General features: G+C 58.0%; 21 protein-coding genes. 5 read left to right on the top strand and 16 right to left on the bottom strand.

Annotated features, from left to right (window positions below; genetic code table 11):
- Nucleotides 1-91: 91 nt before the first annotated feature.
- The 9 genes from sucD to sdhC form a co-directional block, all read right to left on the bottom strand.
- A complete protein-coding gene (sucD, locus tag KHO07_RS08030) occupies nucleotides 92-973 on the bottom strand; it encodes a succinate--CoA ligase subunit alpha (RefSeq protein ID WP_003223019.1) in 882 nt (293 codons plus the stop codon).
- A complete protein-coding gene (gene sucC, locus KHO07_RS08025) occupies nucleotides 973-2,139 on the bottom strand; it encodes an ADP-forming succinate--CoA ligase subunit beta (RefSeq protein ID WP_007919879.1) in 1,167 nt (388 codons plus the stop codon). The genes sucD and sucC overlap by 1 nt, the downstream gene beginning before the upstream one ends.
- Before the next feature lie 196 nt (nucleotides 2,140-2,335).
- A complete protein-coding gene (gene lpdA / locus KHO07_RS08020) occupies nucleotides 2,336-3,772 on the bottom strand; it encodes a dihydrolipoyl dehydrogenase (protein WP_212626876.1) in 1,437 nt (478 codons plus the stop codon).
- Between the two features lie 98 nt (nucleotides 3,773-3,870).
- Nucleotides 3,871-5,091: a 2-oxoglutarate dehydrogenase complex dihydrolipoyllysine-residue succinyltransferase gene (gene odhB, locus KHO07_RS08015; protein WP_056852960.1), complete on the bottom strand. Its 1,221-nt coding sequence runs from the start codon at nucleotides 5,089-5,091 to the stop codon at nucleotides 3,871-3,873.
- Nucleotides 5,092-5,133: 42 nt separating this feature from the next.
- Nucleotides 5,134-7,965: a 2-oxoglutarate dehydrogenase E1 component gene (locus KHO07_RS08010; protein ID WP_150734839.1), complete on the bottom strand. Its 2,832-nt coding sequence runs from the start codon at nucleotides 7,963-7,965 to the stop codon at nucleotides 5,134-5,136.
- A 260-nt stretch (nucleotides 7,966-8,225) separates the two neighbouring features.
- Nucleotides 8,226-8,930 (bottom strand): succinate dehydrogenase iron-sulfur subunit, encoded by a 705-nt coding sequence (locus KHO07_RS08005; RefSeq protein WP_056852962.1) that lies wholly within the window; start codon nucleotides 8,928-8,930, stop codon nucleotides 8,226-8,228.
- A gap of 11 nt (nucleotides 8,931-8,941) precedes the next feature.
- Nucleotides 8,942-10,714: a succinate dehydrogenase flavoprotein subunit gene (gene sdhA, locus KHO07_RS08000; protein ID WP_150734840.1), complete on the bottom strand. Its 1,773-nt coding sequence runs from the start codon at nucleotides 10,712-10,714 to the stop codon at nucleotides 8,942-8,944.
- Between the two features lie 3 nt (nucleotides 10,715-10,717).
- Nucleotides 10,718-11,086: a succinate dehydrogenase, hydrophobic membrane anchor protein gene (sdhD, locus tag KHO07_RS07995; RefSeq protein WP_007977503.1), complete on the bottom strand. Its 369-nt coding sequence runs from the start codon at nucleotides 11,084-11,086 to the stop codon at nucleotides 10,718-10,720.
- Nucleotides 11,080-11,454, bottom strand: a complete 375-nt coding sequence (gene sdhC, locus KHO07_RS07990; protein WP_056852964.1) for a succinate dehydrogenase, cytochrome b556 subunit — start codon at nucleotides 11,452-11,454, stop codon at nucleotides 11,080-11,082. The genes sdhD and sdhC overlap by 7 nt, the downstream gene beginning before the upstream one ends.
- 362 nt (nucleotides 11,455-11,816) lie before the next feature.
- Here sdhC and gltA point away from each other — a divergent pair, with 362 nt between their 5' ends.
- Nucleotides 11,817-13,106, top strand: a complete 1,290-nt coding sequence (gene gltA, locus KHO07_RS07985) for a citrate synthase (RefSeq protein WP_075948473.1) — start codon at nucleotides 11,817-11,819, stop codon at nucleotides 13,104-13,106.
- Between the two features lie 607 nt (nucleotides 13,107-13,713).
- Here gltA and KHO07_RS07980 read toward each other — a convergent pair.
- The 4 genes from KHO07_RS07980 to KHO07_RS29365 form a co-directional block, all read right to left on the bottom strand.
- Nucleotides 13,714-15,372, bottom strand: coding sequence for a cation acetate symporter (locus KHO07_RS07980; RefSeq protein WP_212626875.1), 1,659 nt, complete (start codon nucleotides 15,370-15,372; stop codon nucleotides 13,714-13,716).
- The gene (locus tag KHO07_RS07975; protein WP_056721673.1) at nucleotides 15,369-15,680 is read right to left on the bottom strand and encodes a DUF485 domain-containing protein; all 312 of its coding nucleotides are present in this window, start codon (nucleotides 15,678-15,680) and stop codon (nucleotides 15,369-15,371) included. Before KHO07_RS07975 ends, KHO07_RS07980 begins: the two co-directional genes overlap by 4 nt.
- A 241-nt stretch (nucleotides 15,681-15,921) precedes the next feature.
- Nucleotides 15,922-16,773: a glycine betaine ABC transporter substrate-binding protein gene (locus KHO07_RS07970; RefSeq protein WP_150734842.1), complete on the bottom strand. Its 852-nt coding sequence runs from the start codon at nucleotides 16,771-16,773 to the stop codon at nucleotides 15,922-15,924.
- A 77-nt stretch (nucleotides 16,774-16,850) separates the two neighbouring features.
- On the bottom strand, nucleotides 16,851-16,979 hold the full coding sequence (locus KHO07_RS29365; protein WP_263597131.1) for a hypothetical protein: 129 nt from the start codon (nucleotides 16,977-16,979) through the stop codon (nucleotides 16,851-16,853).
- A 94-nt stretch (nucleotides 16,980-17,073) separates the two neighbouring features.
- Between KHO07_RS29365 and KHO07_RS07960 the strand changes: the two genes are divergently transcribed.
- Nucleotides 17,074-18,669: a beta (1-6) glucans synthase gene (locus tag KHO07_RS07960; protein ID WP_212626873.1), complete on the top strand. Its 1,596-nt coding sequence runs from the start codon at nucleotides 17,074-17,076 to the stop codon at nucleotides 18,667-18,669.
- 122 nt (nucleotides 18,670-18,791) lie between these two features.
- Here KHO07_RS07960 and KHO07_RS07955 read toward each other — a convergent pair whose 3' ends face one another.
- The gene (locus KHO07_RS07955; protein WP_150734845.1) at nucleotides 18,792-19,160 is read right to left on the bottom strand and encodes a hypothetical protein; all 369 of its coding nucleotides are present in this window, start codon (nucleotides 19,158-19,160) and stop codon (nucleotides 18,792-18,794) included.
- 223 nt (nucleotides 19,161-19,383) lie between these two features.
- On the opposite strand from KHO07_RS07955, the gene KHO07_RS07950 reads away from it, so the two are divergent.
- Complete coding sequence (locus KHO07_RS07950; protein WP_075948478.1) at nucleotides 19,384-20,682, top strand: serine/threonine protein kinase; 1,299 nt, start codon at nucleotides 19,384-19,386, stop codon at nucleotides 20,680-20,682.
- A complete protein-coding gene (locus KHO07_RS07945; RefSeq protein WP_150734846.1) occupies nucleotides 20,675-21,463 on the top strand; it encodes a VacJ family lipoprotein in 789 nt (262 codons plus the stop codon). The genes KHO07_RS07950 and KHO07_RS07945 overlap by 8 nt, the downstream gene beginning before the upstream one ends.
- A gap of 125 nt (nucleotides 21,464-21,588) precedes the next feature.
- On the opposite strand, the gene KHO07_RS07940 is transcribed toward KHO07_RS07945, so the two are convergent.
- Complete coding sequence (locus tag KHO07_RS07940) at nucleotides 21,589-22,503, bottom strand: DUF808 domain-containing protein (protein WP_150734847.1); 915 nt, start codon at nucleotides 22,501-22,503, stop codon at nucleotides 21,589-21,591.
- Between the two features lie 134 nt (nucleotides 22,504-22,637).
- On the opposite strand from KHO07_RS07940, the gene KHO07_RS07935 reads away from it, so the two are divergent.
- The gene (locus tag KHO07_RS07935) at nucleotides 22,638-23,243 is read left to right on the top strand and encodes a TetR/AcrR family transcriptional regulator (protein ID WP_212626872.1); all 606 of its coding nucleotides are present in this window, start codon (nucleotides 22,638-22,640) and stop codon (nucleotides 23,241-23,243) included.
- A gap of 127 nt (nucleotides 23,244-23,370) precedes the next feature.
- Here the strand turns inward: KHO07_RS07935 and KHO07_RS07930 are convergent, their stop codons facing one another.
- Entirely contained in the window at nucleotides 23,371-23,829 is a 459-nt protein-coding gene (locus tag KHO07_RS07930; protein ID WP_212626871.1) for a transposase, read from the bottom strand.
- Nucleotides 23,830-23,933 lie beyond the last annotated feature (104 nt).

Here is a 23,933-nt window from a genome sequence, read left to right as displayed (position 1 = left end):
AAAAAGCCTCATGTGTTTCTCATACACCTGGAACGACAAAGGCCACCCGAAGGTGGCCTTTGTTTGGTGAAGCGTCAGTTAAGCGCGAGGCTTACTTGACAGCCCAACCAGTCAGCTCAGCCAGGGCTTTGCCGATGTCTGCCAGCGAACGCACGGTTTTAACGCCTGCGTCTTGCAGCGCAGCGAATTTCTCGTCTGCAGTGCCTTTGCCGCCGGAGATGATTGCGCCAGCATGGCCCATGCGCTTGCCCGGAGGAGCAGTCACACCCGCGATGTAGGAAACAACCGGCTTGGTCACGTGTGCCTTGATGTAGGCAGCCGCTTCTTCTTCAGCCGAACCGCCGATCTCACCGATCATCACGATCGCTTCGGTCTTCGGGTCTTCCTGGAACAACTTCAGGATGTCGATGAAGTTCGAACCCGGGATCGGGTCACCACCGATGCCGACGCAAGTCGACTGACCGAAACCGGCGTCAGTGGTTTGCTTCACAGCTTCGTAGGTCAGGGTGCCGGAACGGGAAACGATACCGACCTTGCCTGGCAAGTGAATGTGACCTGGCATGATGCCGATCTTGCATTCGCCTGGGGTGATCACGCCTGGGCAGTTAGGGCCGATCAGGGTAACACCCAGCTCGTCGCACTTAACTTTAGCGTCCAGCATGTCCAGGGTAGGAATGCCTTCGGTGATGCACACGATCAGCTTGATGCCGCCGAAAGCCGCTTCCAGGATCGAGTCTTTGCAGAAAGGAGCCGGAACGTAGATCACGCTGGCGGTGGCGCCAGTGGCAGCTACAGCGTCTTTCACGGTGTTGAACACTGGCAGGCCCAGGTGCTCGGTGCCGCCTTTGCCTGGAGTTACACCACCCACCATCTTGGTGCCGTACTCGATGGCTTGCTGGGTGTGGAAACTACCTTGCGAACCGGTAATACCCTGGCAGATAACTTTGGTGTCTTTATTGATCAGGACGCTCATTATTTGCCCTCCGCAGCTTTGACAACTTGTTGAGCAGCGTCGGTCAGGCTGGTAGCAGCGATGATGTTCAAACCGCTTTCTGCCAGTACTTTAGCGCCCAGCTCAGCGTTGTTGCCTTCAAGGCGAACAACAACCGGGATTTTCACGCCGACTTCTTTCACTGCACCGATGATGCCTTCGGCAATCATGTCGCAACGAACGATGCCGCCGAAGATGTTAACCAGTACTGCAGCGACGTTGGTGTCGGACAGAATGATTTTGAATGCTTCGGTAACGCGTTCTTTGGTAGCACCGCCGCCCACGTCGAGGAAGTTGGCTGGCTTGCCGCCATGCAGGTTGACGATGTCCATGGTACCCATGGCCAGGCCAGCACCGTTGACCATGCAACCGATGTTGCCTTCCAGCGCTACGTAGTTCAGTTCGAACTTGGCAGCGTGCGCTTCGCGCGGATCGTCTTGCGACGGATCGTGGAAAGTCTTCAGCTTAGGCTGACGGTACATGGCGTTGGCGTCGATGTTGATCTTGGCGTCCAGGCAGTGCAGATCGCCGTCAGCCTTGATCACCAGCGGGTTCACTTCCAGCAGGGCCAGGTCGTGATCCTTGAACAGCTTGGCCAGACCTACGAAGATCTTGGCGAACTGAGCAACTTGCTTGCCTTCCAGACCCAACTGGAATGCCAGCTCGCGACCCTGGAATGGCTGAGCGCCAACCAGTGGATCGATAGTGGCTTTCAGAATTTTTTCTGGAGTGTCGTGAGCGATTTTCTCGATGTCCACGCCACCTTCGGTGGAAGCCATGAACACGATACGACGGCTCGAACGGTCAACGACAGCGCCCAGGTACAGCTCTTTAGCGATATCAGTGCACGATTCAACCAGGATCTTGGTGACTGGCTGACCATTGGCGTCAGTCTGGTAAGTCACCAGACGCTTGCCCAGCCACTGCTGTGCGAAGGCTTTGGCGTCTTCTTTGCTGCGAACCAGCTTGACGCCGCCCGCTTTACCGCGACCACCGGCGTGGACCTGGGCTTTGACAACCCACTCGCTGCCGCCGATTTTGTCGCAAGCTTCTGCTGCTGCTTCCGGGGTGTCTACCGCATAACCGGTGGAAACTGGCAGGCCGTACTCAGCGAACAGCTGCTTACCCTGATACTCGTGAAGATTCATGCTTATTACCGTCTTCGTTAGGTACTGCGCATTCGGTGCTGCACTCATTCAAGTGCCGCACCACCTGTGACTGCTGCTTGCATAGCCTTTCCGGATACCCGGTGCGGCCATGCAAGACTGCGTCCAGCGGATATTCCGCGGTGAGTCTTGCATGCAAGGCTCACGACGGGCCATTCCGCCGTGGTTTCTTATTGTCTTAACGCTTCTTGCGGTTGGCGATGTGGATGGCGCCGCCATTCACTGCCAGAGCAGCTTCGTGCAAGGCTTCAGACAGGGTCGGATGGGAGAAAACCATCATGCCCAGGTCTTCAGCGCTGGTGCCGAATTCCATACCGATCGCGCCCTGCTGAACCAGTTCGGCAGCGCTTGGGCCAATCACGTGGACGCCCAGTACGCGGTCTGTCTTGGCATCAGCGATGACCTTGACGAAACCACCGGTATCGTTGGCAGCCATGGCACGGCCGGAGGCTGCGAACGGGAAGGTGCCGACGTTAACTTCAACGCCTTCAGCTTTCAAGGCCTGCTCGGTTTTACCCACCCACGCGATTTCCGGGTGAGTATAAATAACCGAAGGGATCAATTCATAGTTCATCTGGGCCTTGTGACCCTTGATGCGCTCGACAACCATGATGCCTTCTTCGGACGCCTTGTGCGCCAGCATCATGCCGCGAACCACGTCACCGATGGCGTAGACGCCCGGTACGGTGGTAGCGCAGTGATCGTCGACGTGCACGAAACCGCGCTCGTCCAGGGTCACGCCGCAGTCGGCAGCCAGCAGATCAGTGGTCACCGGACGGCGACCAACGGCTACGATCAGCTTGTCGAAAGTGATGTTCTGTTCGCCGTTGGCATCGGTGTAGTTCACGACAACTTCGTCGCCGTTCACTTTCGAACCGGTCACGCGAGCGCCCAGCTTGATGTCCAGACCCTGTTTGGTCAGGGTTTTCAGCGCTTCCTTGGAAACGGCTGCGTCGGCGGCCATCAGGAAGGTGTCCAGGGCTTCCAGGACAGTCACTTCCGCACCCAGGCGCGACCAGACCGAACCCAGTTCCAGACCGATTACGCCAGCGCCGATCACGCCCAGACGCTTAGGTACGGATTGGAATTCCAGAGCGCCAGTCGAATCGACGATCACATTCTGGTCAACCGGAGCGGGCGGAATGTCGATCGGACGCGAACCTGGAGCCAGGATGACGTTTTCGGCTTCGATGATTTCTACCGAGCCATCTGGCTTGGTGACTTCAACTTTCTTGCCGGCCAGCAGTTTGCCGTGACCCTGGATCGAGGTCACACCGTTGGCTTTGAACAGGGTCGCAACGCCGGAGGTCAGGCCTTTGACGATGTTGGCTTTACGGCCAACCATTGCCGGTACGTCCATGGTCACGCCAGCGTGATTGATACCGTGGATCGCGAAACCGTCCTGGGCTTCGTGGAATTTCCACGAGCTGTCCAGCAGGGCCTTGGATGGAATGCAGCCGACGTTCAGGCAGGTACCGCCCAGCGCCAGTTTGCCTTCCTTGTCGGTGTACTTCTCGATGCAAGCAGTGCTGAGGCCCAGTTGGGCAGCCTTGATGGCAGCCACATAGCCGCCAGGGCCAGCGCCGATCACTACTACGTCAAATTTCTGCGACATTCAAAAAATCCTCTTTTGCGAAAAGCTTCAAGCCGCAAGCTGCAAGCCAAGCTGCGGGTTTTCCGACAGCTCGAGCCTGCAGCTCATGGCTGCTTCTATCAGATATCCAGCAACAGACGAGCCGGATCTTCCAGCAGGTTCTTGATGGTCACCAGGAAGGTCACAGCTTCTTTGCCATCGATCAGACGGTGATCGTAGGACAGAGCCAGGTACATCATCGGACGGATAACGACCTGGCCATTGATGGCCATTGGGCGCTGGATGATGTTGTGCATGCCCAGGATAGCGGCTTGTGGCGGGTTGACGATCGGGGTCGACATCATCGAACCGAAAGTACCACCGTTGGTGATGGTGAAAGTACCACCGGTCATTTCGTCCATCGACAGTTTGCCGTCGCGGGCTTTCTTGCCGAAGGTGGCGATGCCGCCTTCGATTTCAGCCAGGCTCATCAGCTCGGCGTTACGCAGAACCGGTACAACCAGGCCGCGATCGCTGGAAACTGCAACGCCGACGTCAGCGTAGCCGTGATAAACGATGTCGCCGCCGTCGATCGAAGCGTTGACAGCCGGGAAGCGTTTCAGCGCTTCGGTGGCCGCTTTCACGAAGAACGACATGAAGCCCAGGCGCACGCCATTGTGGGACTTCTCGAACAGATCCTTGTACTTCGAACGCAGAGCCATGACTTCGGTCATGTCGACTTCGTTGAAAGTAGTCAGCATCGCCATGTTCGACTGAGCTTCAACCAGACGCTTGGCCACGGTGGCACGAACGCGGGTCATCGGTACGCGCTTCTCGATGCGGTCGCCAGCGGCGAACACAGGAGCGGCAGCCGAAGGAGCAGCAGCCTTGGCAGGCGCGGCAGCCGGAGCGGCTTTCTTGGCGGCAACAGCTGCTACCACGTCTTCCTTGGTCACACGACCGCCTTTGCCAGTGCCGGCAACGGAAGCGATGTTGATGCCGTTTTCTTCAGCCAACTTGCGAGCAGCCGGTGCAGCAACAGGATCGTCTTCGCCTTCGGCAGCCGGGGCAGCAGCTTGTGCAGCGGCCGGAGCAGCAGCGGCCGCCGGGGCAGCAGCAGCGCCGCCGGCTTCGATGGAGCCCAGGACTTCGTCGGACAGAACGGTGTCGCCTTCGTTCTTGACGATAGCGCCCAGCACGCCATCAGCAGTGGCCAACACTTCCAGCACAACCTTGTCGGTTTCGATGTCGACGATCAGGTCGTCACGCTTTACAGCGTCGCCCGGTTGTTTGTGCCAGGTGGCAACGGTGCCATCGGCAACCGATTCCGGGAAAGTGGGGGCTTTGATTTCGATAGCCATTATCTGTGGGTCCTTAAATTCGGTTTCAGGTGCGCGAAGGCGTTAAACAGTAAAGGCGTCTTGCAGCAGTTTTTCCTGCTGCTCAGCGTGCATCGATGCATAACCGCATGCCGGTGCAGCAGAAGCCTCACGGCCCGCGTATTCGAGTACGAGAGACTTGTCGAGGTTGCTGATGCTGCGACGCATGTGGTGTTGGCTGCAGTACCACGCCCCTTGGTTCATCGGCTCTTCCTGACACCAAACGGCAGCTTTGACGTTGGTATAAGGAGCCAGGACTTCTTTCAAGTCGTCCTCAGGGAATGGGTACAGCTGCTCGATACGCACGATGGCGATATCGTCACGGCCTTCGGCACGGCGTTTTTCCAGCAGGTCGTAGTAGACCTTGCCGCTACACAGAACTACGCGCTCGACCTTTTTCGGGTCCAGGGCATCGATTTCCGGGATCACGGTCTGGAACGAACCTTCGGCCAGATCTTCCAGGGTCGAAATGGCCAGTTTATGACGCAACAGGGACTTCGGAGTCAGAACGATCAAAGGCTTGCGCAGTGGGCGAATCACCTGACGGCGCAGCAAGTGATAAATCTGAGCCGGTGTGGTCGGTACGGCTACCTGAATGTTGTGCTCGGCGCACAGTTGCAGGTAACGCTCGAGACGAGCCGACGAGTGCTCCGGACCCTGACCTTCATAACCGTGCGGCAGCAGCATGGTCAGACCGCAGAGACGGCCCCACTTGTGCTCGCCACTGGTGATGAACTGGTCAATAACCACTTGGGCGCCGTTGGCGAAGTCGCCGAACTGGGCTTCCCAGATCACCAGCGCATCCGGCGTGGTGGTCGAGTAGCCGTATTCGAATGCCAACACTGCTTCTTCGGACAGGAACGAGTCGTACAGGTCGAAACGTGGCTGACCGTCGAACAGGTTCTGCAACGGAATGTAGGTGCCCGCGTCTTTCTGGTTGTGCAAGACAGCGTGACGGTGCGAGAACGTACCGCGACCAATGTCCTGACCCGTCATGCGAATCGGGTGACCTTCGAACGCCAGGGTCGCGTACGCCATGGTTTCGGCGTAACCCCAGTTGATCGGCAGGCCGCCGGCTTGCATCTTCTGACGGTCTTCGTAGATTTTCGAGACCTGGCGCTGAACCACGAAGCCTTCCGGGATTTCCAGCAGCTTGGCGGACAGTTCCTGCAAGGTCTTGAGGTCGAAGCGAGTGTCGTGACGCGCGGTCCAGGCGTGGCCCAGATACGGACGCCAGTCCACGAACAACTCTTTGTTCGGCTCTTTGACCAGGCTTTTCACTACGTGCAGACCGTTGTCCAGCGCGTTACGGTATTCGTCGACTTTCGCCTGAACACGCTCTGCGTCGAGCACACCGCCCTGGGTCAGACGATCGGCATACAGCTCACGGGTGGTGCGCTGCTTGGTGATCTGCTGATACATGATCGGCTGGGTGCCGCTTGGCTCGTCGGCCTCGTTGTGGCCGCGACGACGGTAGCAGACCAGGTCGATCACCACGTCACGCTTGAACTGCATGCGGTAGTCGATAGCCAGCTGGGTCACGAACAATACGGCTTCCGGATCATCACCATTCACATGGAGGATCGGCGCCTGGATCATTTTCGCGACGTCGGTGGCGTACTCGGTGGAACGCGAGTCCAGCGGGTTGCTGATGGTGAAACCGACCTGGTTGTTGATCACGATGTGCACGGTACCGCCGGTTTTGAAACCGCGGGTCTGCGACATCTGGAAGGTTTCCATCACCACGCCCTGACCTGCGAAAGCAGCGTCACCGTGGATGGAGATCGGCAGGACTTTCTCGCCGGTAGGGTCGTTACGACGATCCTGACGGGCACGGACCGAACCCTCGACCACTGGCGATACGATTTCCAGGTGGGACGGGTTGAAGGCCATGGCCAGGTGAACTTCACCGCCGGTGGTCATCACGTTGGACGAGAAGCCCTGGTGGTATTTAACGTCACCGGAACCCAGCTCGACCTTCTTCTTGCCTTCGAACTCGTCGAACAACTCGCGCGGGTTCTTGCCGAAGGTGTTGACCAATACGTTCAGGCGGCCACGGTGGGCCATGCCGATGACGATTTCCTTGGTGCCGTAGGAACCGGAACGCTGGATCAACTCGTCGAGCATCGGAATCAGGCTTTCGCCGCCTTCCAGACCGAAACGCTTGGTACCCGGGTATTTGGTGCCCAGGTATTTTTCCAGGCCTTCACCGGCAGTCACGCGCTCAAGCAGATGGCTCTTGATGTCCGCGGAGTACGTCGGACGGCCGCGCACGCTTTCCAGACGCTGCTGGAACCACTGGCGCTGCTCGGAATCGGTGATGTGCGTGAATTCAGCGCCGATGGTGCGGCAATATGTCTGCTGCAACGCTTCGTGAATTTCGCGTAGGCTCGCTTCCTCTTTGCCGATGAACAGGTCGCCGGCACGGAAGGTCGTATCAAGATCGGCATTGGTCAAGCCGTAATGATTGATCGACAGGTCTGCAGGTGCAGGACGCTGCCACAGCCCCAGCGGGTCAAGCTGGGCTGCCTGGTGGCCACGCATACGGTAGGCCTGGATCAATCGCAGCACTTCAACTTGCTTCTTCTCGTGCTCACTGCTCACGCTGCCGGCGGAAACCGGTTGGGCGCGGCGCTGGTTCTTTGCCAGCAAGACGAAATGATCGCGAATTGTGGAGTGCGAAACATCGGTGGCAGAGTTGCCGTCAGCGGGCAACTTCTGGAAGTAGGTGCGCCACTCTTCTGGCACAGCGTTAGGGTCGTGCAGGTAGAGCTCGTAGAGCTCTTCCACATAGGCAGCGTTACTACCGGACAGGTAGGCGCTGTTCCACATGCGCTGCATCACGCTTTCTTGCATGCTTGGTCACCCTCGGTTAGGGGAACACCACCGGCGTCGACACCGAGCAAACTTGCAGAAGTCCGAATGCAGCGACCAAAACAAGCCACCTAGGATCACGCTGATAGTCCGGGTACCAGCCCGGATGCCCCTGCTTGTCTCATTTCTTCAAAATAAGAGCCGCAGCCTTATAAGCTGCTGCTCAGGTTAAAACTACGGCGCCGGTTGAAGCCTGCGCCGCAGCATCTACGGTACAGCGGTCTACGGGTACAGCAGCTGAATCACACGCCGCTTTGCAGCAACATGTTACGGATGTGACCGATGGCCTTAGTCGGGTTCAGGCCTTTCGGACATACGTTGACGCAGTTCATGATCCCGCGGCAGCGGAATACGCTGAACGGGTCATCCAGCGAAGCCAGTCGCTCGGTAGTCTTGGTGTCACGGCTGTCTGCCAGGAAGCGGTAAGCTTGCAGCAGTGCAGCTGGACCCAGGAACTTGTCCGGGTTCCACCAGAAGGACGGGCAAGAGGTCGAGCAGCAAGCGCACAGGATGCACTCGTACAGACCGTCGAGCTTTTCGCGCTCTTCAGGGGACTGCAGACGCTCGATGGCCGGAGCCGGCGTGTCGTTCTGCAGGAATGGCTTAACCTTCTCGTATTGCTTGTAGAAGATGCTCATATCGACGACCAGGTCACGGATAACCGGCAAACCTGGCAGAGGACGAACGATCAACTTGTTACCTTTTACAACAGCAGACAGCGGCGTGACGCAGGCCAGGCCGTTCTTGCCGTTGATGTTCATGCCGTCGGAACCGCAAACGCCTTCACGGCAAGAGCGACGATAGGAGAAACCTTCGTCCTGCTCCTTGATCAGGGCCAGTACGTCCAGCACCATCAGGTCTTTACCACCGGTATCAACCTGGAATTCCTGCATGAACGGCGCGGCGTCCTGATCAGGGTTGTAACGATAAACGCTGACTTGCAACATGGCGGCCACCCTTAATAAGTCCGAATCTTAGGTTCAAAAGTCGGAACAGTCTTCGGCGAGAAGTTCACAGCACGCTTGGTCACGCGCTTGTCACCCGGGAAGTACAGGGTGTGGCACAGCCAGTTTTCGTCGTCACGATCTTCGAAGTCTTCACGGGCGTGAGCGCCGCGGGACTCTTTACGTACTTCGGCGGCAATGGCGGTAGCTTCAGCCACTTCCAGCAGGTTCTGCAGTTCCAGAGCTTCGATACGCGCGGTGTTGAACGCCTGCGACTTATCGTTGATCTTGACGTTGGCGATGCGCTTGCGCAGGTCAGCCAACTGGGCAATACCCTTCTGCATGTATTCGCCGGTACGGAATACACCGAAGTAGTTCTGCATGCAGTTTTGCAGTTCGCGACGCAGGGTAGCCACGTCTTCGCCTTCGGTACGCTCGTTCAGAGCGGACAGACGCGCCAGGGCGGCTTCGATGTTGGCGTCGGTGGCGTCGTCGTATTCGATGCCGTCGGTCAGTGCTTTTTCCAGGTGCAGGCCGGCAGCGCGGCCGAATACCACCAGGTCGAGCAGCGAGTTGCCGCCCAGACGGTTGGCACCGTGAACCGATACGCAAGCCACTTCACCCACTGCGAACAAGCCAGGGATGATGGAATCAACGCCGTCAGCGTCCTGAGTGATCGCCTGACCATGAATGTTGGTGGCAACGCCGCCCATCATATAGTGGCAAGTCGGAACAACCGGAACCGGAGCAACCACCGGGTCAACGTGCGCGAATGTCTTCGACAGTTCGCAGATGCCTGGCAGACGGCTGTGCAGCACTTCCTCGCCCAGGTGGTCGAGTTTGAGCATTACGTGGTCGCCATTCGGACCGCAACCGTTACCGGCGATGATTTCTTTAACCATCGAACGGGCAACGACGTCACGACCGGCAAGGTCTTTGGCGTTCGGAGCATAACGCTCCATGAAACGCTCGCCGTGCTTGTTGATCAGGTAACCACCCTCACCACGGCAACCTTCTGTAACCAGTACACCGGCGCCGGCGATGCCGGTCGGGTGGAACTGCCACATTTCGATGTCTTGTACCGGAACGCCGGCACGCAGTGCCATACCAACGCCGTCACCGGTGTTGATCAGGGCATTGGTGGTCGAAGCGTAGATACGACCTGCACCGCCGGTAGCCAGTACGGTGGCCTTGGCGCGGATGTAGGTGGTTTCGCCGGTTTCGATGCAGATGGCGATAACGCCGACGAATTCGCCTTGAGCGTTTTTCACCAGGTCAACCGCGTAGTACTCGTTCAGGAACGTGGTACCGGCTTTCAGGTTGCCTTGATAAAGGGTGTGCAGCAGGGCGTGACCGGTGCGGTCGGATGCCGCGCAAGTACGCGCAGCCTGGCCGCCTTTACCGTAGTCCTTGGACTGACCACCGAACGGACGCTGGTAGATGCGACCTTGCTCGGTACGGGAGAACGGCAGACCCATGTGGTCCAGCTCGAAAACTGCGGCCGGGCCTTCCTGACACATGTATTCGATAGCGTCCTGGTCACCGATGTAGTCGGAACCCTTGACGGTATCGTACATGTGCCAGCGCCAGTCATCGTTCGGGTCAGCCGACGCGATGGCGCAGGTGATGCCGCCCTGGGCGGATACAGTGTGCGAACGGGTCGGGAAAACCTTGGTGATCACGGCAGTCTTGTGACCGCCCTGCGCCAGTTGCAGCGCAGCGCGCATGCCGGCACCGCCACCACCAATAATGATGGCGTCGAAAGAAATCGTTGGAATGTTAGCCATGAATCAGATACCCCAGAGAATCTGCACACCCCAGACGAAGTAAGCGAACATCGCAACGCCGCATACTGCCTGGAAAAGGAAACGTACTGCAGTCGCGGACTTGCCCAATGCCATCGGCGTCAGGTAGTCGGTCGCGATGGTCCACATGCCGACCCAGGCGTGAGCGCCCAGGGCCACAAGGGCCAGCAGACTGAAGATACGCATCCCGTTGTGGGCGAACAGGCCGTGCCATTGGTCATAGCCAATGCCCGGGTTCGCAGCGAGGTATCCGATCAGGAAGATGAAATAAGCCGCGAGAACGACCGCAGACACACGTTGCGCCATCCAGTCATAAAGACCGGAACGCGAAAGGTTCGTAACGCTGGTTACCATATCCAAACTCCTGCCAGAACGATCAACACCACGGAAACGGCGATGATAATTTTCGAGCCCAGTCGGCCGCCTTCCAGCGTCTCACCGATGCCCATATCCATGATCAAGTGGCGCACACCGGCTACCAGGTGATACAGCAGAGCGGACAGGAGGCCCCATGCTACGAACTTGGCCAGCGGGCTGGTCAAGCATGCCTTCACGTCGGCAAAACCTTCCTCGGAACCCAAAGACTTGCCCAATGCATAAAGCATGAAGCCAAGGCCCAGGAAGAGGATGATGCCGGAAACACGGTGAAGAAACGACGTAACGCCGGTGATGGGGAGTTTGATGGTCCTTAGGTCTAGGTTTACAGGTCGTTGGCTTTTCACGGCTTTTTTTCACACTGAAGAGCCCCTAACAATCAGGGCAAAGTTGTTGGGGAGTGCACTGGTCAGGTAACCACCACCCAGGGATGCGACCCCCAATAAAGCAGGCCCAAAAGCCCTTGGCGGTCGGTGGCCGAGTATAGACAGTTAGGCTACTAATGACAACGCAAAGACCTAACCCAAACAGCGGATTGCGCAACTGACATAAAAGGCGTAAATGGCAGGCAATTTCGAGAAAAAAGTACGGTTAAAGCCTTCTGGAGCAAGACTTTAGGCAAATTGACATTCGAATTTATCTCACTATAGTGGTGCGGGCCCTGCGTGGGGGGTCTGTCTGATGATTTCAAGCATAAATAGGAGGCCACATGGCTGACAAAAAAGCGCAGTTGATCATCGAGGGCGCAGCCCCCGTCGAGCTGCCCATTTTAACCGGCACCGTTGGTCCCGATGTTATCGATGTTCGGGGCCTGACGGCCACGGGCCGTTTCACCTTTGACCCTGGTTTCATGTCGACCGCCTCTTGCGAGTCGAAGATCACCTATATCGACGGCGACAACGGCATCCTGCTGCACCGCGGCTACCCGATCGAACAGCTGGCTGAAAAGTCGGACTACCTGGAAACCTGCTATCTGCTGCTCAACGGCGAACTGCCGACTGCGGAACAGAAGGCCCAGTTCGTCAGCACCGTGAAGAACCACACCATGGTTCACGAGCAGCTGAAGACCTTCTTCAACGGCTTCCGTCGCGACGCTCACCCGATGGCTGTGATGTGCGGCGTAGTCGGCGCCCTCTCGGCGTTCTACCACGACTCCCTGGACATCAATAACCCGCAGCATCGCGAAATCTCCGCGATCCGTCTGGTTGCCAAGATGCCGACCCTGGCAGCGATGGTTTACAAGTACTCCATGGGCCAACCCATGATGTACCCGCGCAACGACCTGACGTACGCGGAAAACTTCCTGCACATGATGTTCAACACTCCGTGCGAGATCAAACCGATCAGCCCGGTACTCGCCAAGGCCATGGACCGGATCTTCATCCTCCACGCCGACCACGAGCAGAACGCATCGACTTCCACCGTGCGCCTGGCAGGTTCTTCGGGTGCCAACCCGTTCGCCTGTATCGCCGCCGGTATCGCCGCACTGTGGGGCCCTGCCCACGGCGGCGCCAACGAAGCCGTTCTGACCATGCTCGATGAAATTGGCGATGTCTCGAACATCGACAAGTACATCGCCAAGGCCAAGGACAAGAACGACCCGTTCAAATTGATGGGCTTCGGTCACCGCGTTTACAAAAACCGCGACCCACGCGCCACCGTGATGAAGCAGACCTGCGACGAAGTGTTGAAGGAACTGGGCATCCAGAACGATCCGCAACTCGAACTGGCCATGCGCCTGGAAGAGATCGCCCTGACCGACCCTTACTTCATCGAACGCTCGTTGTACCCGAACGTCGACTTCTACTCGGGGATCATCCTCAAGGCGATCGGCATTCCAACCAGCATGTTCACCGTGATCTTCGCCCTGGCGCGGACCGTCGGCTGGATCTCCCACTGGAAAGAAATGCTCTCCAGCCCGTACAAGATTGGCCGTCCGCGCCAGCTGTACACCGGCTACGAGTCGCGTGATATCACCAAGCTGGAAGACCGTAAGTAAGATTACTCTTGCTGTAGCGTGTTGAGATGTACCGGAGACGGCCTCTATTTATATAGGGGCCGTTTTTGTTTGTGCGCTTTTTTTGGTGGTGTACATATCCGTTTTTTCGGTGACGGCGGCTTAGGGTTCCGCCCTTACGGCGGGTCATTTTCGAAGAGCGCGAACGTAACCAAAGCGCTTTGCCCCTTTCGTTCGGTGCCTCGACTAGGCTCGGCATGCCCTTCGGGAGGCTCAGTGGAGGTGTTCATCCGGGGATGGGCGCGCAGCGCCATTCGACGCAGTCGAACTCATCGCATGTAGGTGCCAGCGAAGCCAACCGGAGGTCGATACCCCCGGATGAATGCCGGAGCGAAGGAACCCCGAGCCTAGGCGAGGGGCCGAACGCTCGGGGCGAGCGCTTTTTTTGCTTACTTTTTTTGAGGCGCTTGTTAAAAAAAGTGAGTCGCCGTAAGGGCGAAACCCTAAGCCGCCGTTACCGCAGGAATGGATATGTACGCGATCAACAAAAGACAGGTCGGCTGACCGATAACCGCCCAATAAAAAATGCCCCGATCTTCCGACCGGGGCATTTCTGTTCAACACAAATTACACAGACAAACTCAAAGCCTTAGTGCGAAACCGCCCCACTCGCCCCCAACCCAGTCTGCGAACGAACAAACTGCGGGAAGAACAGCGCACGCTCATTGTCAGCCGCCTTGGATTTGTCAGTGATCGAGAAGAACCAGATACCGACAAAAGCAATGATCATCGAGAACAGCGCTGGATACTCATACGGGAAGATAGCCTTCTCGTGATGCAGGATCTGCACCCAGATGGTTGGCCCGAGGATCATCAAGCCAACAGCACTCACCAGACCCAACCAGCCGCCGATCATCGCACCGCGGGTGGTCAGCTTTTTCCAGTACATGGAAAGCAGCAGGACCGGGAAGTTGCAGCTCGCCGCGATGGAGAACGCCAGGCCCACCATGAACGCAATGTTCTGGCTTTCGAACAGAATGCCCAGCGCGATCGCCAGCACCGCCAGAGCGATGGTGGTGATTTTCGAAACGCGGATCTCATCCTTCTCGTTGGCTTTGCCTTTCTTGATCACGCTGGCGTACAGGTCGTGAGACACCGCCGAAGCACCGGCCAGGGTCAGACCGGCAACCACTGCCAGGATGGTCGCGAACGCCACCGCCGAGATGAAGCCCAGGAAGATACTGCCACCTACCGCGTTGGCCAGGTGCACCGCCGCCATGTTGTTACCGCCCAACAGTGCGCCAGCCGCATCTTTGAAGGCCGGGTTGGTGCTGACCAGCAAGATCGCGCCGAAGCCGATGATGAAAGTCAGGATGTAGAAGTAGCCAATGAAACCAGTTGCGTACAGCACGCTCTTGCGAGCTTCTTTCGCGTCACTCACGGTGAAGAAGCGCATCAGGATGTGCGGCAGGCCAGCGGTACCGAACATCAGTGCCAGGCCAAGCGAGAACGCCGAAATCGGATCTTTCACCAGACCGCCCGGGCTCATGATCGCTTCACCTTTCGGGTGAACCTTGATCGCCTCGGAGAACAGCATGTTGAAGTCGAAGTTGACGTGTTTCATCACCATCAGCGCCATGAAGGAAGCGCCAGACAGCAGCAGGACAGCCTTGATGATCTGCACCCAGGTGGTCGCCAGCATGCCGCCGAACAACACGTAGGCGCACATCAGGATACCGACCAGGATCACCGCGACGTGGTAATCGAGACCGAACAGCAGCTGGATCAGCTTGCCGGCACCGACCATTTGCGCGATCAGGTAAAACGCCACCACCACCAGCGAACCGCAAGCGGACAGCGAGCGAATCTGGGTTTGCCCGAGGCGATAGGACGCCACGTCGGCAAAGGTGTATTTACCCAGGTTACGCAGGCGCTCGGCGATCAGGAACAGAATGATCGGCCAGCCCACCAGGAAGCCGATCGAGTAGATCAGACCATCGTAGCCGGAGGTGAACACCAGCGCGGAAATACCCAGGAAGGACGCCGCGGACATGTAGTCACCGGCAATCGCCAGACCATTCTGGAAACCGGTGATCTTGCCACCCGCCGCATAATAGTCGGAGGCCGAGTTGTTTTTCTTGGACGCCCAGTAAGTGATGTACAACGTTGCGCCGACAAACGCCACGAACATGAGGATCGCGGCGACGTTCAGCGGTTGCTTTTGTACGGCACCGGTCAGGGCGTCAGCCGCCCAGGCGCCCGGTGCGAAGGCTGCGATGCTCAAAAGAGCCATTAGACGCCGGATCATTGCTGAGCCTCCTTGAGAATCGCATTGTTCAGGTCGTCGAATTCGCCGTTGGCGCGTCGCACATAAATGCCGGTCAGGATAAAGGCCGAAAGAATCAGCCCGACCCCGATCGGTATGCCCCAGGTAATCGATGACTCAGGACTGATTTTCGCCCCCAGTACATGCGGCCCGTAAGCAATCAAAAGGATGAATCCGGAGTAAAGCCCTAGCATGATCGCCGATAGAATCCAGGCGAATCGTTCCCTCTTGCTAACCAGCTCCTTGAAGCGCGGGCTGTTTTGAATCGAGAGGTAAATGCTGTCGTTCATTGTTTTTATCCTCGCAGCACAGATTTAGTTGGAACGGTATCCACTCTATGCGGCTGCGGGGCAGGTTCCAGACGACCTTAGTATTAGAACGACATGACGTAGTTGCCAAAATCCAGCAAGAATAAATAAATGTGGGAGCGAGCCTGCTCGCGAAGGCGTCAGGTCAGTCGACATCTTGGTCAACTGACAGACCGCTTCGCGAGCAGGCACGCTCCCACAGGGTCAGGCGTGCTCTAGGTAATTACTTGATCCAGTCAGCCACGCGGTCCGGGTGCTTGGCTACCCAATCCTTAGCTGCTGCGTCAGGCTTGGCGCCTTCCTGGATGGCCAGCATGACTTCGCCGATTTCGTCTTTCGAAGCCCACTGGAAGTTCTTCAAGAACTTGGCCACTTCCGGTGCCTTGGTTGCCAGCTCTTTGCTGCCGATGCTGTTTACAGTCTCAGCCGCGCCATACACGCCTTTCGGGTCTTCGAGGAAACGCAACTTCCACTTGGCGAACATCCAGTGCGGCACCCAACCGGTCACGGCAATGGATTCGTTCTTTTTCTCGGCACGGGTCAGCTCGGCAATCATGCCGGCGCCGGAACTGGCCTTGAGCTGGTAACCGGTCAGGTCGTAATCCTTGATGGCCTGCTCGGTCTTGAGCATCACGCCTGAACCGGCGTCGATGCCGACGATGCGTTTTTTGAAACTGTCATCGGTCTTCAGGTCTTCAAGCGATTTGGCCTTGACGTAATCCGGCACGATCAAGCCAATTTTTGCGTCTTTGAAGTTCGGACCGTAGTCGACAACCTGATCCTTGTTCTTGGTCCAGTAATCGCCGTGGGTCACTGGCAGCCAGGCCGACAGCATGGCGTCGAGTTTGCCGGTGGCCACGCCCTGCCACATGATCCCGGTCGCGACGGCTTGCAGCTTCACGTCGTATCCGAGCTTCTGCTTGATTACTTCAGCCGCGACGTGAGTCGTCGCGACGCTGTCGGACCAGCCGTCAACGTAACCGATGCTCAGGGTCTTGCTCTCGGCATTGGCGAATGTAGAGCCAATCGCGAGTACCAGTGCGGCACCGGCGCCTAAAAGTCGTCGCATCTTCATCGTTACTTCCCCGAAAGTGCTGCGCTCGACGGATGCCGAGTCGCGTCAACGTATTGTTATGGTGCACAGCGTCCCCATCACGTCTCACTGCAAACCCGATCGATCATCAGCGCGATATCAACGAGGATACTGACGCCTTCGATAATCAACCTGACGCTATCAGCGACCTGCTCTGCCAGCGACCTCAAGGCATCGAGAAACGACATCAGAACGCCATTAACCCGGAGGGCGACAAACGCACCGGACAATCCGCCCGAACTTTGCATGTCAAAATTATGCGAGCCACCAAGCACGGGACAAATGCAGGTAACATGCGCCGCTTTGCTCCCAGACGGCCTGACCATGCCCGCGACATCCCGCTTTCCTTTTTTTGCCTATCTGTTCGCTTGCCTGCTGGGGCTGTTTGCCCTCGGCGGCTTCTGGTACGGGCTGGGCAAACCGGTGATCCTGCCGGATGCCGCCAGCGCGACGCACAAGCTGCAATGCGCTTCCTACACCCCGTTCGACAAAGACCAGTCACCGTTCGATGTGCCGTTCAAACTGCGCCCCGAGCGCATGGACGCCGACCTCGCGCTGCTGGCCAAAAGTTTCCAATGCATCCGCACCTATTCGATGACCGGCCTCGAAGCCCTGCCCGATCTAGCGCGCAAGCATGGGTTGAAGCTGATGATCGGCGCCTGGATCAACAGCAATCCGGTGGACACTGAAAAAGAAGTGGACCTGCTTATCGCCTCGGCCAATGCCAACGCGGATGTGGTCAGCGCGGTGATCGTCGGCAACGAAACCCTGCTGCGCAAGGAAGTCACCGGCACCCAGCTGGTGAGACTGATCAACAAGGTCAAGCGCCAGGTCAAGCAACCCGTCACCTATGCCGATGTCTGGGAGTTCTGGCTCAAGCACCCGGAAGTCGCGCCAGCCGTGGATTTCCTGACCATCCACTTGCTGCCGTACTGGGAAGATGATCCTTCGAACATCGACGCTGCTCTGCAGCATGTAGCCGAGGTCCGCCAGGTATTCGGCAACAAATTCGCGCCCAAGGACGTGATGATCGGCGAAACAGGCTGGCCGAGCGAAGGCCGCCAACGCGAAACCGCATTGCCGAGCCGGGTCAACGAAGCCAAGTTCATTCGCGGTTTTGTCACCATGGCCGAGCAACAAGGCTGGCATTACAACCTCATCGAAGCTTTCGACCAGCCGTGGAAGCGCGCCAGCGAAGGTGCGGTCGGCGGTTACTGGGGACTGTTTGACGCTGATCGACAGGACAAGGGCGTGCTGGCCGGTCCGGTGACAAACGTGCCGTACTGGTCGCAGTGGCTGGCGGTTGGCGGCCTGATCTTCCTCGGTACGCTTATGCTGGGCGGCCGCGTTCGCAGCACCCGCGCCGCGCTGGTTCTACCGTTGTTTGCCGCAGTGGCGGCGTGCTCCATCGGCGTGTGGGGCGACCTTGCCCGCGTCACCACGCGCTTCACCAGTGAATGGTTGTGGGTGGCATTGCTGACGGTGCTGAACCTGTTGGTGCTGGTGCACGCCGCGCTGACATTGAGCCCTCGCACGGGATGGCGCGCGCAGGCTTTCAATGCATTGGAGCGCCGAGCAGGCTGGCTGGTGGCCGTGATCGGGTTCGCTGCGGCGGTGAGCATGTTGGAACTGGTATTCGATCCACGCTATCGCAGCTTCCCGAGCGTCGCCTTTGTTGTGCCAGCCCTGGTGTATCTGTGCCGCCCCGTGAGCGTGCCACGCCGGGAAATCGCGCTGCTGACCTTCATCATCGGCGCGGGCATTGCGCCGCAGTTGTTCCAGGAAGGGTTGCAGAACCAGCAGGCCTGGGGTTGGGCGTTGGTGAGTGTGTTGATGGTTGTTGCGTTGTGGCGCTGCCTGCGAATTCGCAAGGCTTAACCGTTCAGCGAAGCTAATGGCCTCATCGCGAGCAGGCTCGCTCACAGTAGATCTTCAGTGAACGCAATTCCTGTGCGACGAAGATCCAATGTGGGAGTTAGCCTGCTCGCGAAAGCTGACTATCAGGCGCTACGTGGCGCCCTGACCAAACGCAACCCCGCAATCACCACCGCAAAAACAGCCAGCGTCGTGTTGTACAACGCCAGCGCCGGGAACCCGAGCGCCAGCGCCAGCACCGCCAGCCACCACCCTGCCCGCCCCGGTACAACAAAACCGATGATGGCAGCGGCCAGTGCGCCATAGCCGAGAATCTTGAAGTGAATCATCAGACCCAGGTTCGAACGAACCTGGCATTCCCAGCGGCTTGCCTCATCCACGCAGATACCGACCCACTGCGCATCTTCCATGAAGCCATAACGCGCGCCATAACTGGCGGCCAGCCACAGAGGCAGCAAAACGAGCAGCAGAATCACAGGCAGACGGCGGGACATGAAGCACTCCAATAAACGAAAAACGGCGGCCAGCTTAATCCCCCGCCAGTCTTACGCAAGCGATAACAACTGTTAACTGGTCATTCAATCGCTGCAAAGTGTATCGTCCAGCTACTATTACTTCGAATTAAGCCTGTTTGGTGCCGTTGCGTGGCACTTTGGCGCAAATCCAGTGGTCATAGCCTGCGAACTTCATTCGGCACCTTATCTAAGGGATCTAGTCATGCTCCGTTCCTTGCGCTTCGCCGCCCTGTTTGGCGGCCTTATATTGAGTGCGTCCGCACTGGCGGTCGACATCGACGCCGCCAGTTATGGCTATCCCTTGACCAACCCGTTCGAGGCAACCATTGCCACGACGCCACCGGATTTGCGCCCGGAACTGCCTCTGGACGACGACATCAATCAGTCGGATCGCAGCATCACCTTGCGCCCGGAGCGGGCTTTCGAACTGCCTGACAATTTTTGGGCGGTAAAGAAACTCACCTATCGCATCGCCACTCAGGACAAAGCGGCGCCGCTGATTTTCCTGATCGCGGGCACGGGCGCACGCTATGACAGCAGCCTCAACGAATACCTGAAAAAGCTCTACTACAAAGCCGGCTACCACGTAGTGCAGTTGTCGTCGCCCACCAGCTTCGACTTCATCAGCGCCGCCTCACGTTTTGCGACGCCGGGCATCACCAAGGAAGATGCCGAAGACATGTACCGGGTGATGCAATCCGTGCGGGCACAGAACCCGAACGTGCCGGTCACCGATTACTACCTGACCGGTTACAGCCTCGGCGCACTGGATGCCGCTTTCGTCGCGCACCTGGACGAAACCCGCCGCAGCTTCAACTTCAAGAAAGTGTTGCTGCTCAACCCGCCGGTGAATCTCTACACCTCGATCACCAACCTCGACAAGCTGGTACAAACCGAGGTCAAGGGCATCAACAACTCCACTACGTTCTATGAGCTGGTGCTGAACAAGCTGACGCGCTACTTCCAGCAGAAAGGCTACATCGACCTCAACGATGCACTGCTTTATGACTTCCAGCAGTCCAAGCAGCACCTGACCAACGAACAGATGGCCATGCTGATCGGCACCTCGTTCCGCTTCTCGGCGGCCGACATCGCCTTCACGTCTGATTTGATCAACCGTCGCGGCCTCATTACTCCACCGAAAACCCCGATCACCGAGGGCACCAGCCTCACGCCGTATCTCAAGCGTGCGCTGCAGTGCGATTTCGACTGCTACATCACTGAACAAGTGATCCCGATGTGGCGCGCCCGCACCGACGGCGGCAGCCTGCTGCAACTGATCGACCAGGTAAGTTTGTACGCCCTGAAGGATTATCTGCGCGACAGTCCGAAAATTGCCGTCATGCACAACGCCGACGACGTGATCCTCGGCCCCGGCGACCTCGGTTTCCTGCGCCAGACCTTCGGCGATCGCTTGACCGTTTACCCGCTGGGCGGCCATTGCGGCAACCTTAACTACCGCGTCAACAGCGACGCCATGCTGGAGTTCTTCCGTGGCTAAATACCTCCTGCTTATCGCTGCGTTACTCTGTGCAGGCGTTGCCAATGCCGACAACAGCAAAGCCAACGCCCCGGTGATCGTCGATGATGACGGCTTCAAGGAACCGTTGAGCAAGCTCAAATTCAACCCGGGGCTGGATCAGCGCGAGTTCGAACGCTCAACGCTCAGCGCGCTGAACGTCTATGACCCGCTGGAGGAGTGGAACCGTCGCGTTTATCACTTCAACTACCGGTTCGACCAATGGGTGTTCCTGCCGGTGGTCGATGGCTATCGCTACATCACGCCGAGCTTCTTGCGCACCGGCGTCAGCAACTTTTTCAACAACCTGGGTGACGTGCCGAACCTGCTGAACAGCCTGTTGCAGTTCAAGGGCCAGCGTTCGATGGAAACCACGGCACGGCTGCTGCTGAACACCACGATCGGCATCGCCGGCCTGTGGGACCCGGCTACCGCCATGGGCCTGCCGCGCCAAAACGAAGACTTCGGCCAGACTCTGGGTTTCTACGGCGTTCCGGGCGGCGCCTACTTCGTGCTGCCAATTCTCGGCCCGTCCAACCTGCGTGACACGGGCGGGTTGTTGGTCGACTACAGCGCCGAGAACGCAATCAACTTCCTCAACGTGGCCGAAGTCAGCTCCAACCATCCAGAGGTCTGGATTCTGCGTGGCGTCGACAAGCGCTATCAGACCAGCTTCCGCTACGGCCAGCTGAACTCGCCGTTCGAGTACGAGAAGGTCCGTTACGTGTACACCGAGTCGCGCAAGTTGCAGATTGCCGAGTAATTCGGCTACGCAAAAAACTGTGGGAGCGAGCCTGCTGGCGATGTGGCCATAACATTCAACACCTCTGTTGATTGTTACACCGCTATCGCGAGCAGGCTCGCTCCCACATTGGTTATTAGTGGTTCTTAGCCTTTCAAGGCTTTCCAGATTTTGCTGACGGCCATAACCCCAGCCAGCACCACCGCCCCCGCCACAATCCCCGCCACCCCATTGAGCAACGTCGACACGATAAACCCGGCGCCACCCGCCCCTGCGCTGACACTTTCGACCCAGTGATGCACCACCGGCACGCCGTGGGTCAGGATGCCGCCGCCGACCAGGAACATCGCCGCCGTGCCGATCACCGACAGGCTCTTCATCATGTACGGCGCCGCGCGCAAAATCCCGCTGCCGATGCTGTTGGCCACTTGCCCTGGCTTTTGGGTCAGCCATAACCCCAGGTCATCGAGCTTGACGATGCCTGCCACCAATCCATAGACGCCGATGGTCATGACGATTGCGATACCCGACAGTACGACGACTTGCTGGGTCAACGCCGAGTCCGCCACGACGCCCAGGGTGATGGCGATGATTTCTGCCGAAAGAATGAAATCGGTGCGGATGGCGCCCTTGATCTTGTCCTTCTCGAACGCCACAAGGTCCACCGCCGGGTCCGCTACCGCCTCGACCAGTTCGGCATGCTCGGCCTGATCTTGCGCCTTGCTGTGCAAGAACTTGTGGGCGAGCTTCTCGAACCCTTCGAAACACAGGTAAGCACCACCCAACATCAACAACGGCGTGACCAGCCACGGGATGAACGCGCTGATGGCCAGCGCCGATGGCACCAGAATCAGTTTGTTGATGAACGAGCCCTTGGCTACCGCCCATACCACGGGAATTTCCCGATCGGCACGCACGCCGCTGACCTGTTGGGCATTGAGCGCCAGATCATCGCCCAGCACGCCGGCAGTCTTCTTGGCGGCCATTTTGGTCATCAACGCCACATCGTCCAGCACGGCGGCGATGTCGTCGATCAGCAACAGCAAGCTGCTTCCTGCCATGAATCGGGTTTCCTTCTTGAGTGAATGCGGTGCAGCATAGCGTGGCCGAGCGCCGCATGGAGCATTCTTGAGCGCTGCCGAAGGCCGGTGCTACCATGCGCAACCGCCAGAACAGGCAAGGAACCCCCTGGTTTATGAGCACCATCCGCGAGCGCAACAAACAACTGATCCTGCGTGCCGCCAGTGAAGAATTTGCCGACAAGGGCTTCGCTGCGACCAAAACCAGCGATATCGCAGCCAAGGCGGGATTGCCCAAGCCCAACGTCTACTACTATTTCAAATCCAAGGAAAACCTCTACCGCGAGGTCCTGGAAAGCATCATCGAACCGATTCTGCAGGCCTCGACGCCGTTCAACCCAGACGGTGTACCCAGCGAAGTGCTGAGCGGCTACATCCGCTCGAAAATCCGCATCTCCCGCGACCTGCCGTTTGCCTCCAAGGTGTTCGCCAGCGAAATCATGCACGGCGCCCCGCACCTGAGCGCCGACCTGGTCGAACAACTCAACGACCAGGCCAAGCACAACATCGAGTGCATCCAGAGTTGGATCGACCGCGGCCAAATCGCCCCGATCGACCCCAACCACCTGATGTTCAGCATCTGGGCCGCGACCCAGACCTACGCCGACTTCGACTGGCAAATCACTGCCATCACTGGCAAGGCCAGGCTGGATGAAGAGGATTACGAAGCGGCGGCGCAGACGATTATCCGGTTGGTGCTCAAAGGCTGCGAGCCGGACTGATAGACCGCGGTGGCCCCATCGCTGGCAAGCCAGCTCCCACAGCTTTTTGTGTTGAACCCAATTTTGTGAACGACACACTTCTATGTGGGAGCTGGCTTGCCAGCGATGAAGGCGACTCGATTTTGACTCAAACCCTGATGGCGTCCCACAGCGGGTAATCACCAATTTTCTCGACCAGACCAGCCCGCAAGGGGTTGGCCACTACGTAGCGCGCCATCTTCACCAGATCATCTTCCCGCCTTAACGCACGGTCGTGAAAGCCTTGCTGCCAAAGCGGCCCGTTCCTGTTGCTGAAAAAATTCACTTCTCGAGTAACAAGCGACTTTGTCTCGCGCATTAGTCTGCGCAGTGAGGAGTTTTCCAGTTCGACCAGCCAATGAAAATGATCGGGCATGACCACCCAGGCCAGTGATTTTGCCAATCCAAGATTCTGTGCCCGGCGAAATTGATGAACCACGAACCTGCCCAAAGCGAAGTCGGAAAAAATCGGCTCACGATCCAGCGTGTTGGTTGTCAGCAAATAGATTCGACTGGGCTCGGCATAGCGCCCTGTTCGCAGACGGTTTGATGCGGGGAAATTTGGCATTCCGTTGCCTCTCCAATGATGAACTCATGAAAAGGCTAGACCTGGAAACTCTGAACGGTAATACACACTTTTAGCTGGATGTGTCGGGCAGATTACAATCGCTG

This window comes from Pseudomonas sp. PP3 (assembly GCF_905336995.1).
In the GTDB taxonomy this organism is placed as follows: domain Bacteria; phylum Pseudomonadota; class Gammaproteobacteria; order Pseudomonadales; family Pseudomonadaceae; genus Aquipseudomonas; species Aquipseudomonas reinekei.
Note: the sequence above shows the minus strand (reverse complement) of the source record. Positions and strands in the feature narration are given on the sequence as shown.

Bases quoted from the DNA above. Each gene is read 5' to 3' on its own strand.
- lpdA (WP_212626876.1), bottom strand. From the start codon at position 3,772: ATGTCGCAGAAATTTGACGTAGTAGTGATCGGCGCTGGCCCTGGCGGC.
- KHO07_RS07950 (WP_075948478.1), top strand. From the start codon at position 19,384: ATGCTCCGTTCCTTGCGCTTCGCCGCCCTGTTTGGCGGCCTTATATTG.
- KHO07_RS07960 (WP_212626873.1), top strand. From the start codon at position 17,074: ATGCAGGTAACATGCGCCGCTTTGCTCCCAGACGGCCTGACCATGCCC.
- KHO07_RS07980 (WP_212626875.1), bottom strand. From the start codon at position 15,372: ATGATCCGGCGTCTAATGGCTCTTTTGAGCATCGCAGCCTTCGCACCG.
- odhB (WP_056852960.1), bottom strand. From the start codon at position 5,091: ATGGCTATCGAAATCAAAGCCCCCACTTTCCCGGAATCGGTTGCCGAT.
- sucD (WP_003223019.1), bottom strand. From the start codon at position 973: ATGAGCGTCCTGATCAATAAAGACACCAAAGTTATCTGCCAGGGTATT.
- KHO07_RS07930 (WP_212626871.1), bottom strand. From the start codon at position 23,829: ATGCCAAATTTCCCCGCATCAAACCGTCTGCGAACAGGGCGCTATGCC.
- KHO07_RS07955 (WP_150734845.1), bottom strand. From the start codon at position 19,160: ATGTCCCGCCGTCTGCCTGTGATTCTGCTGCTCGTTTTGCTGCCTCTG.
- KHO07_RS08010 (WP_150734839.1), bottom strand. From the start codon at position 7,965: ATGCAAGAAAGCGTGATGCAGCGCATGTGGAACAGCGCCTACCTGTCC.
- KHO07_RS07935 (WP_212626872.1), top strand. From the start codon at position 22,638: ATGAGCACCATCCGCGAGCGCAACAAACAACTGATCCTGCGTGCCGCC.
- gltA (WP_075948473.1), top strand. From the start codon at position 11,817: ATGGCTGACAAAAAAGCGCAGTTGATCATCGAGGGCGCAGCCCCCGTC.
- KHO07_RS07970 (WP_150734842.1), bottom strand. From the start codon at position 16,773: ATGAAGATGCGACGACTTTTAGGCGCCGGTGCCGCACTGGTACTCGCG.
- KHO07_RS07975 (WP_056721673.1), bottom strand. From the start codon at position 15,680: ATGAACGACAGCATTTACCTCTCGATTCAAAACAGCCCGCGCTTCAAG.
- sdhD (WP_007977503.1), bottom strand. From the start codon at position 11,086: ATGGTAACCAGCGTTACGAACCTTTCGCGTTCCGGTCTTTATGACTGG.
- KHO07_RS08005 (WP_056852962.1), bottom strand. From the start codon at position 8,930: ATGTTGCAAGTCAGCGTTTATCGTTACAACCCTGATCAGGACGCCGCG.
- KHO07_RS07940 (WP_150734847.1), bottom strand. From the start codon at position 22,503: ATGGCAGGAAGCAGCTTGCTGTTGCTGATCGACGACATCGCCGCCGTG.
- sdhA (WP_150734840.1), bottom strand. From the start codon at position 10,714: ATGGCTAACATTCCAACGATTTCTTTCGACGCCATCATTATTGGTGGT.
- sucC (WP_007919879.1), bottom strand. From the start codon at position 2,139: ATGAATCTTCACGAGTATCAGGGTAAGCAGCTGTTCGCTGAGTACGGC.
- KHO07_RS29365 (WP_263597131.1), bottom strand. From the start codon at position 16,979: ATGTCGTTTCTCGATGCCTTGAGGTCGCTGGCAGAGCAGGTCGCTGAT.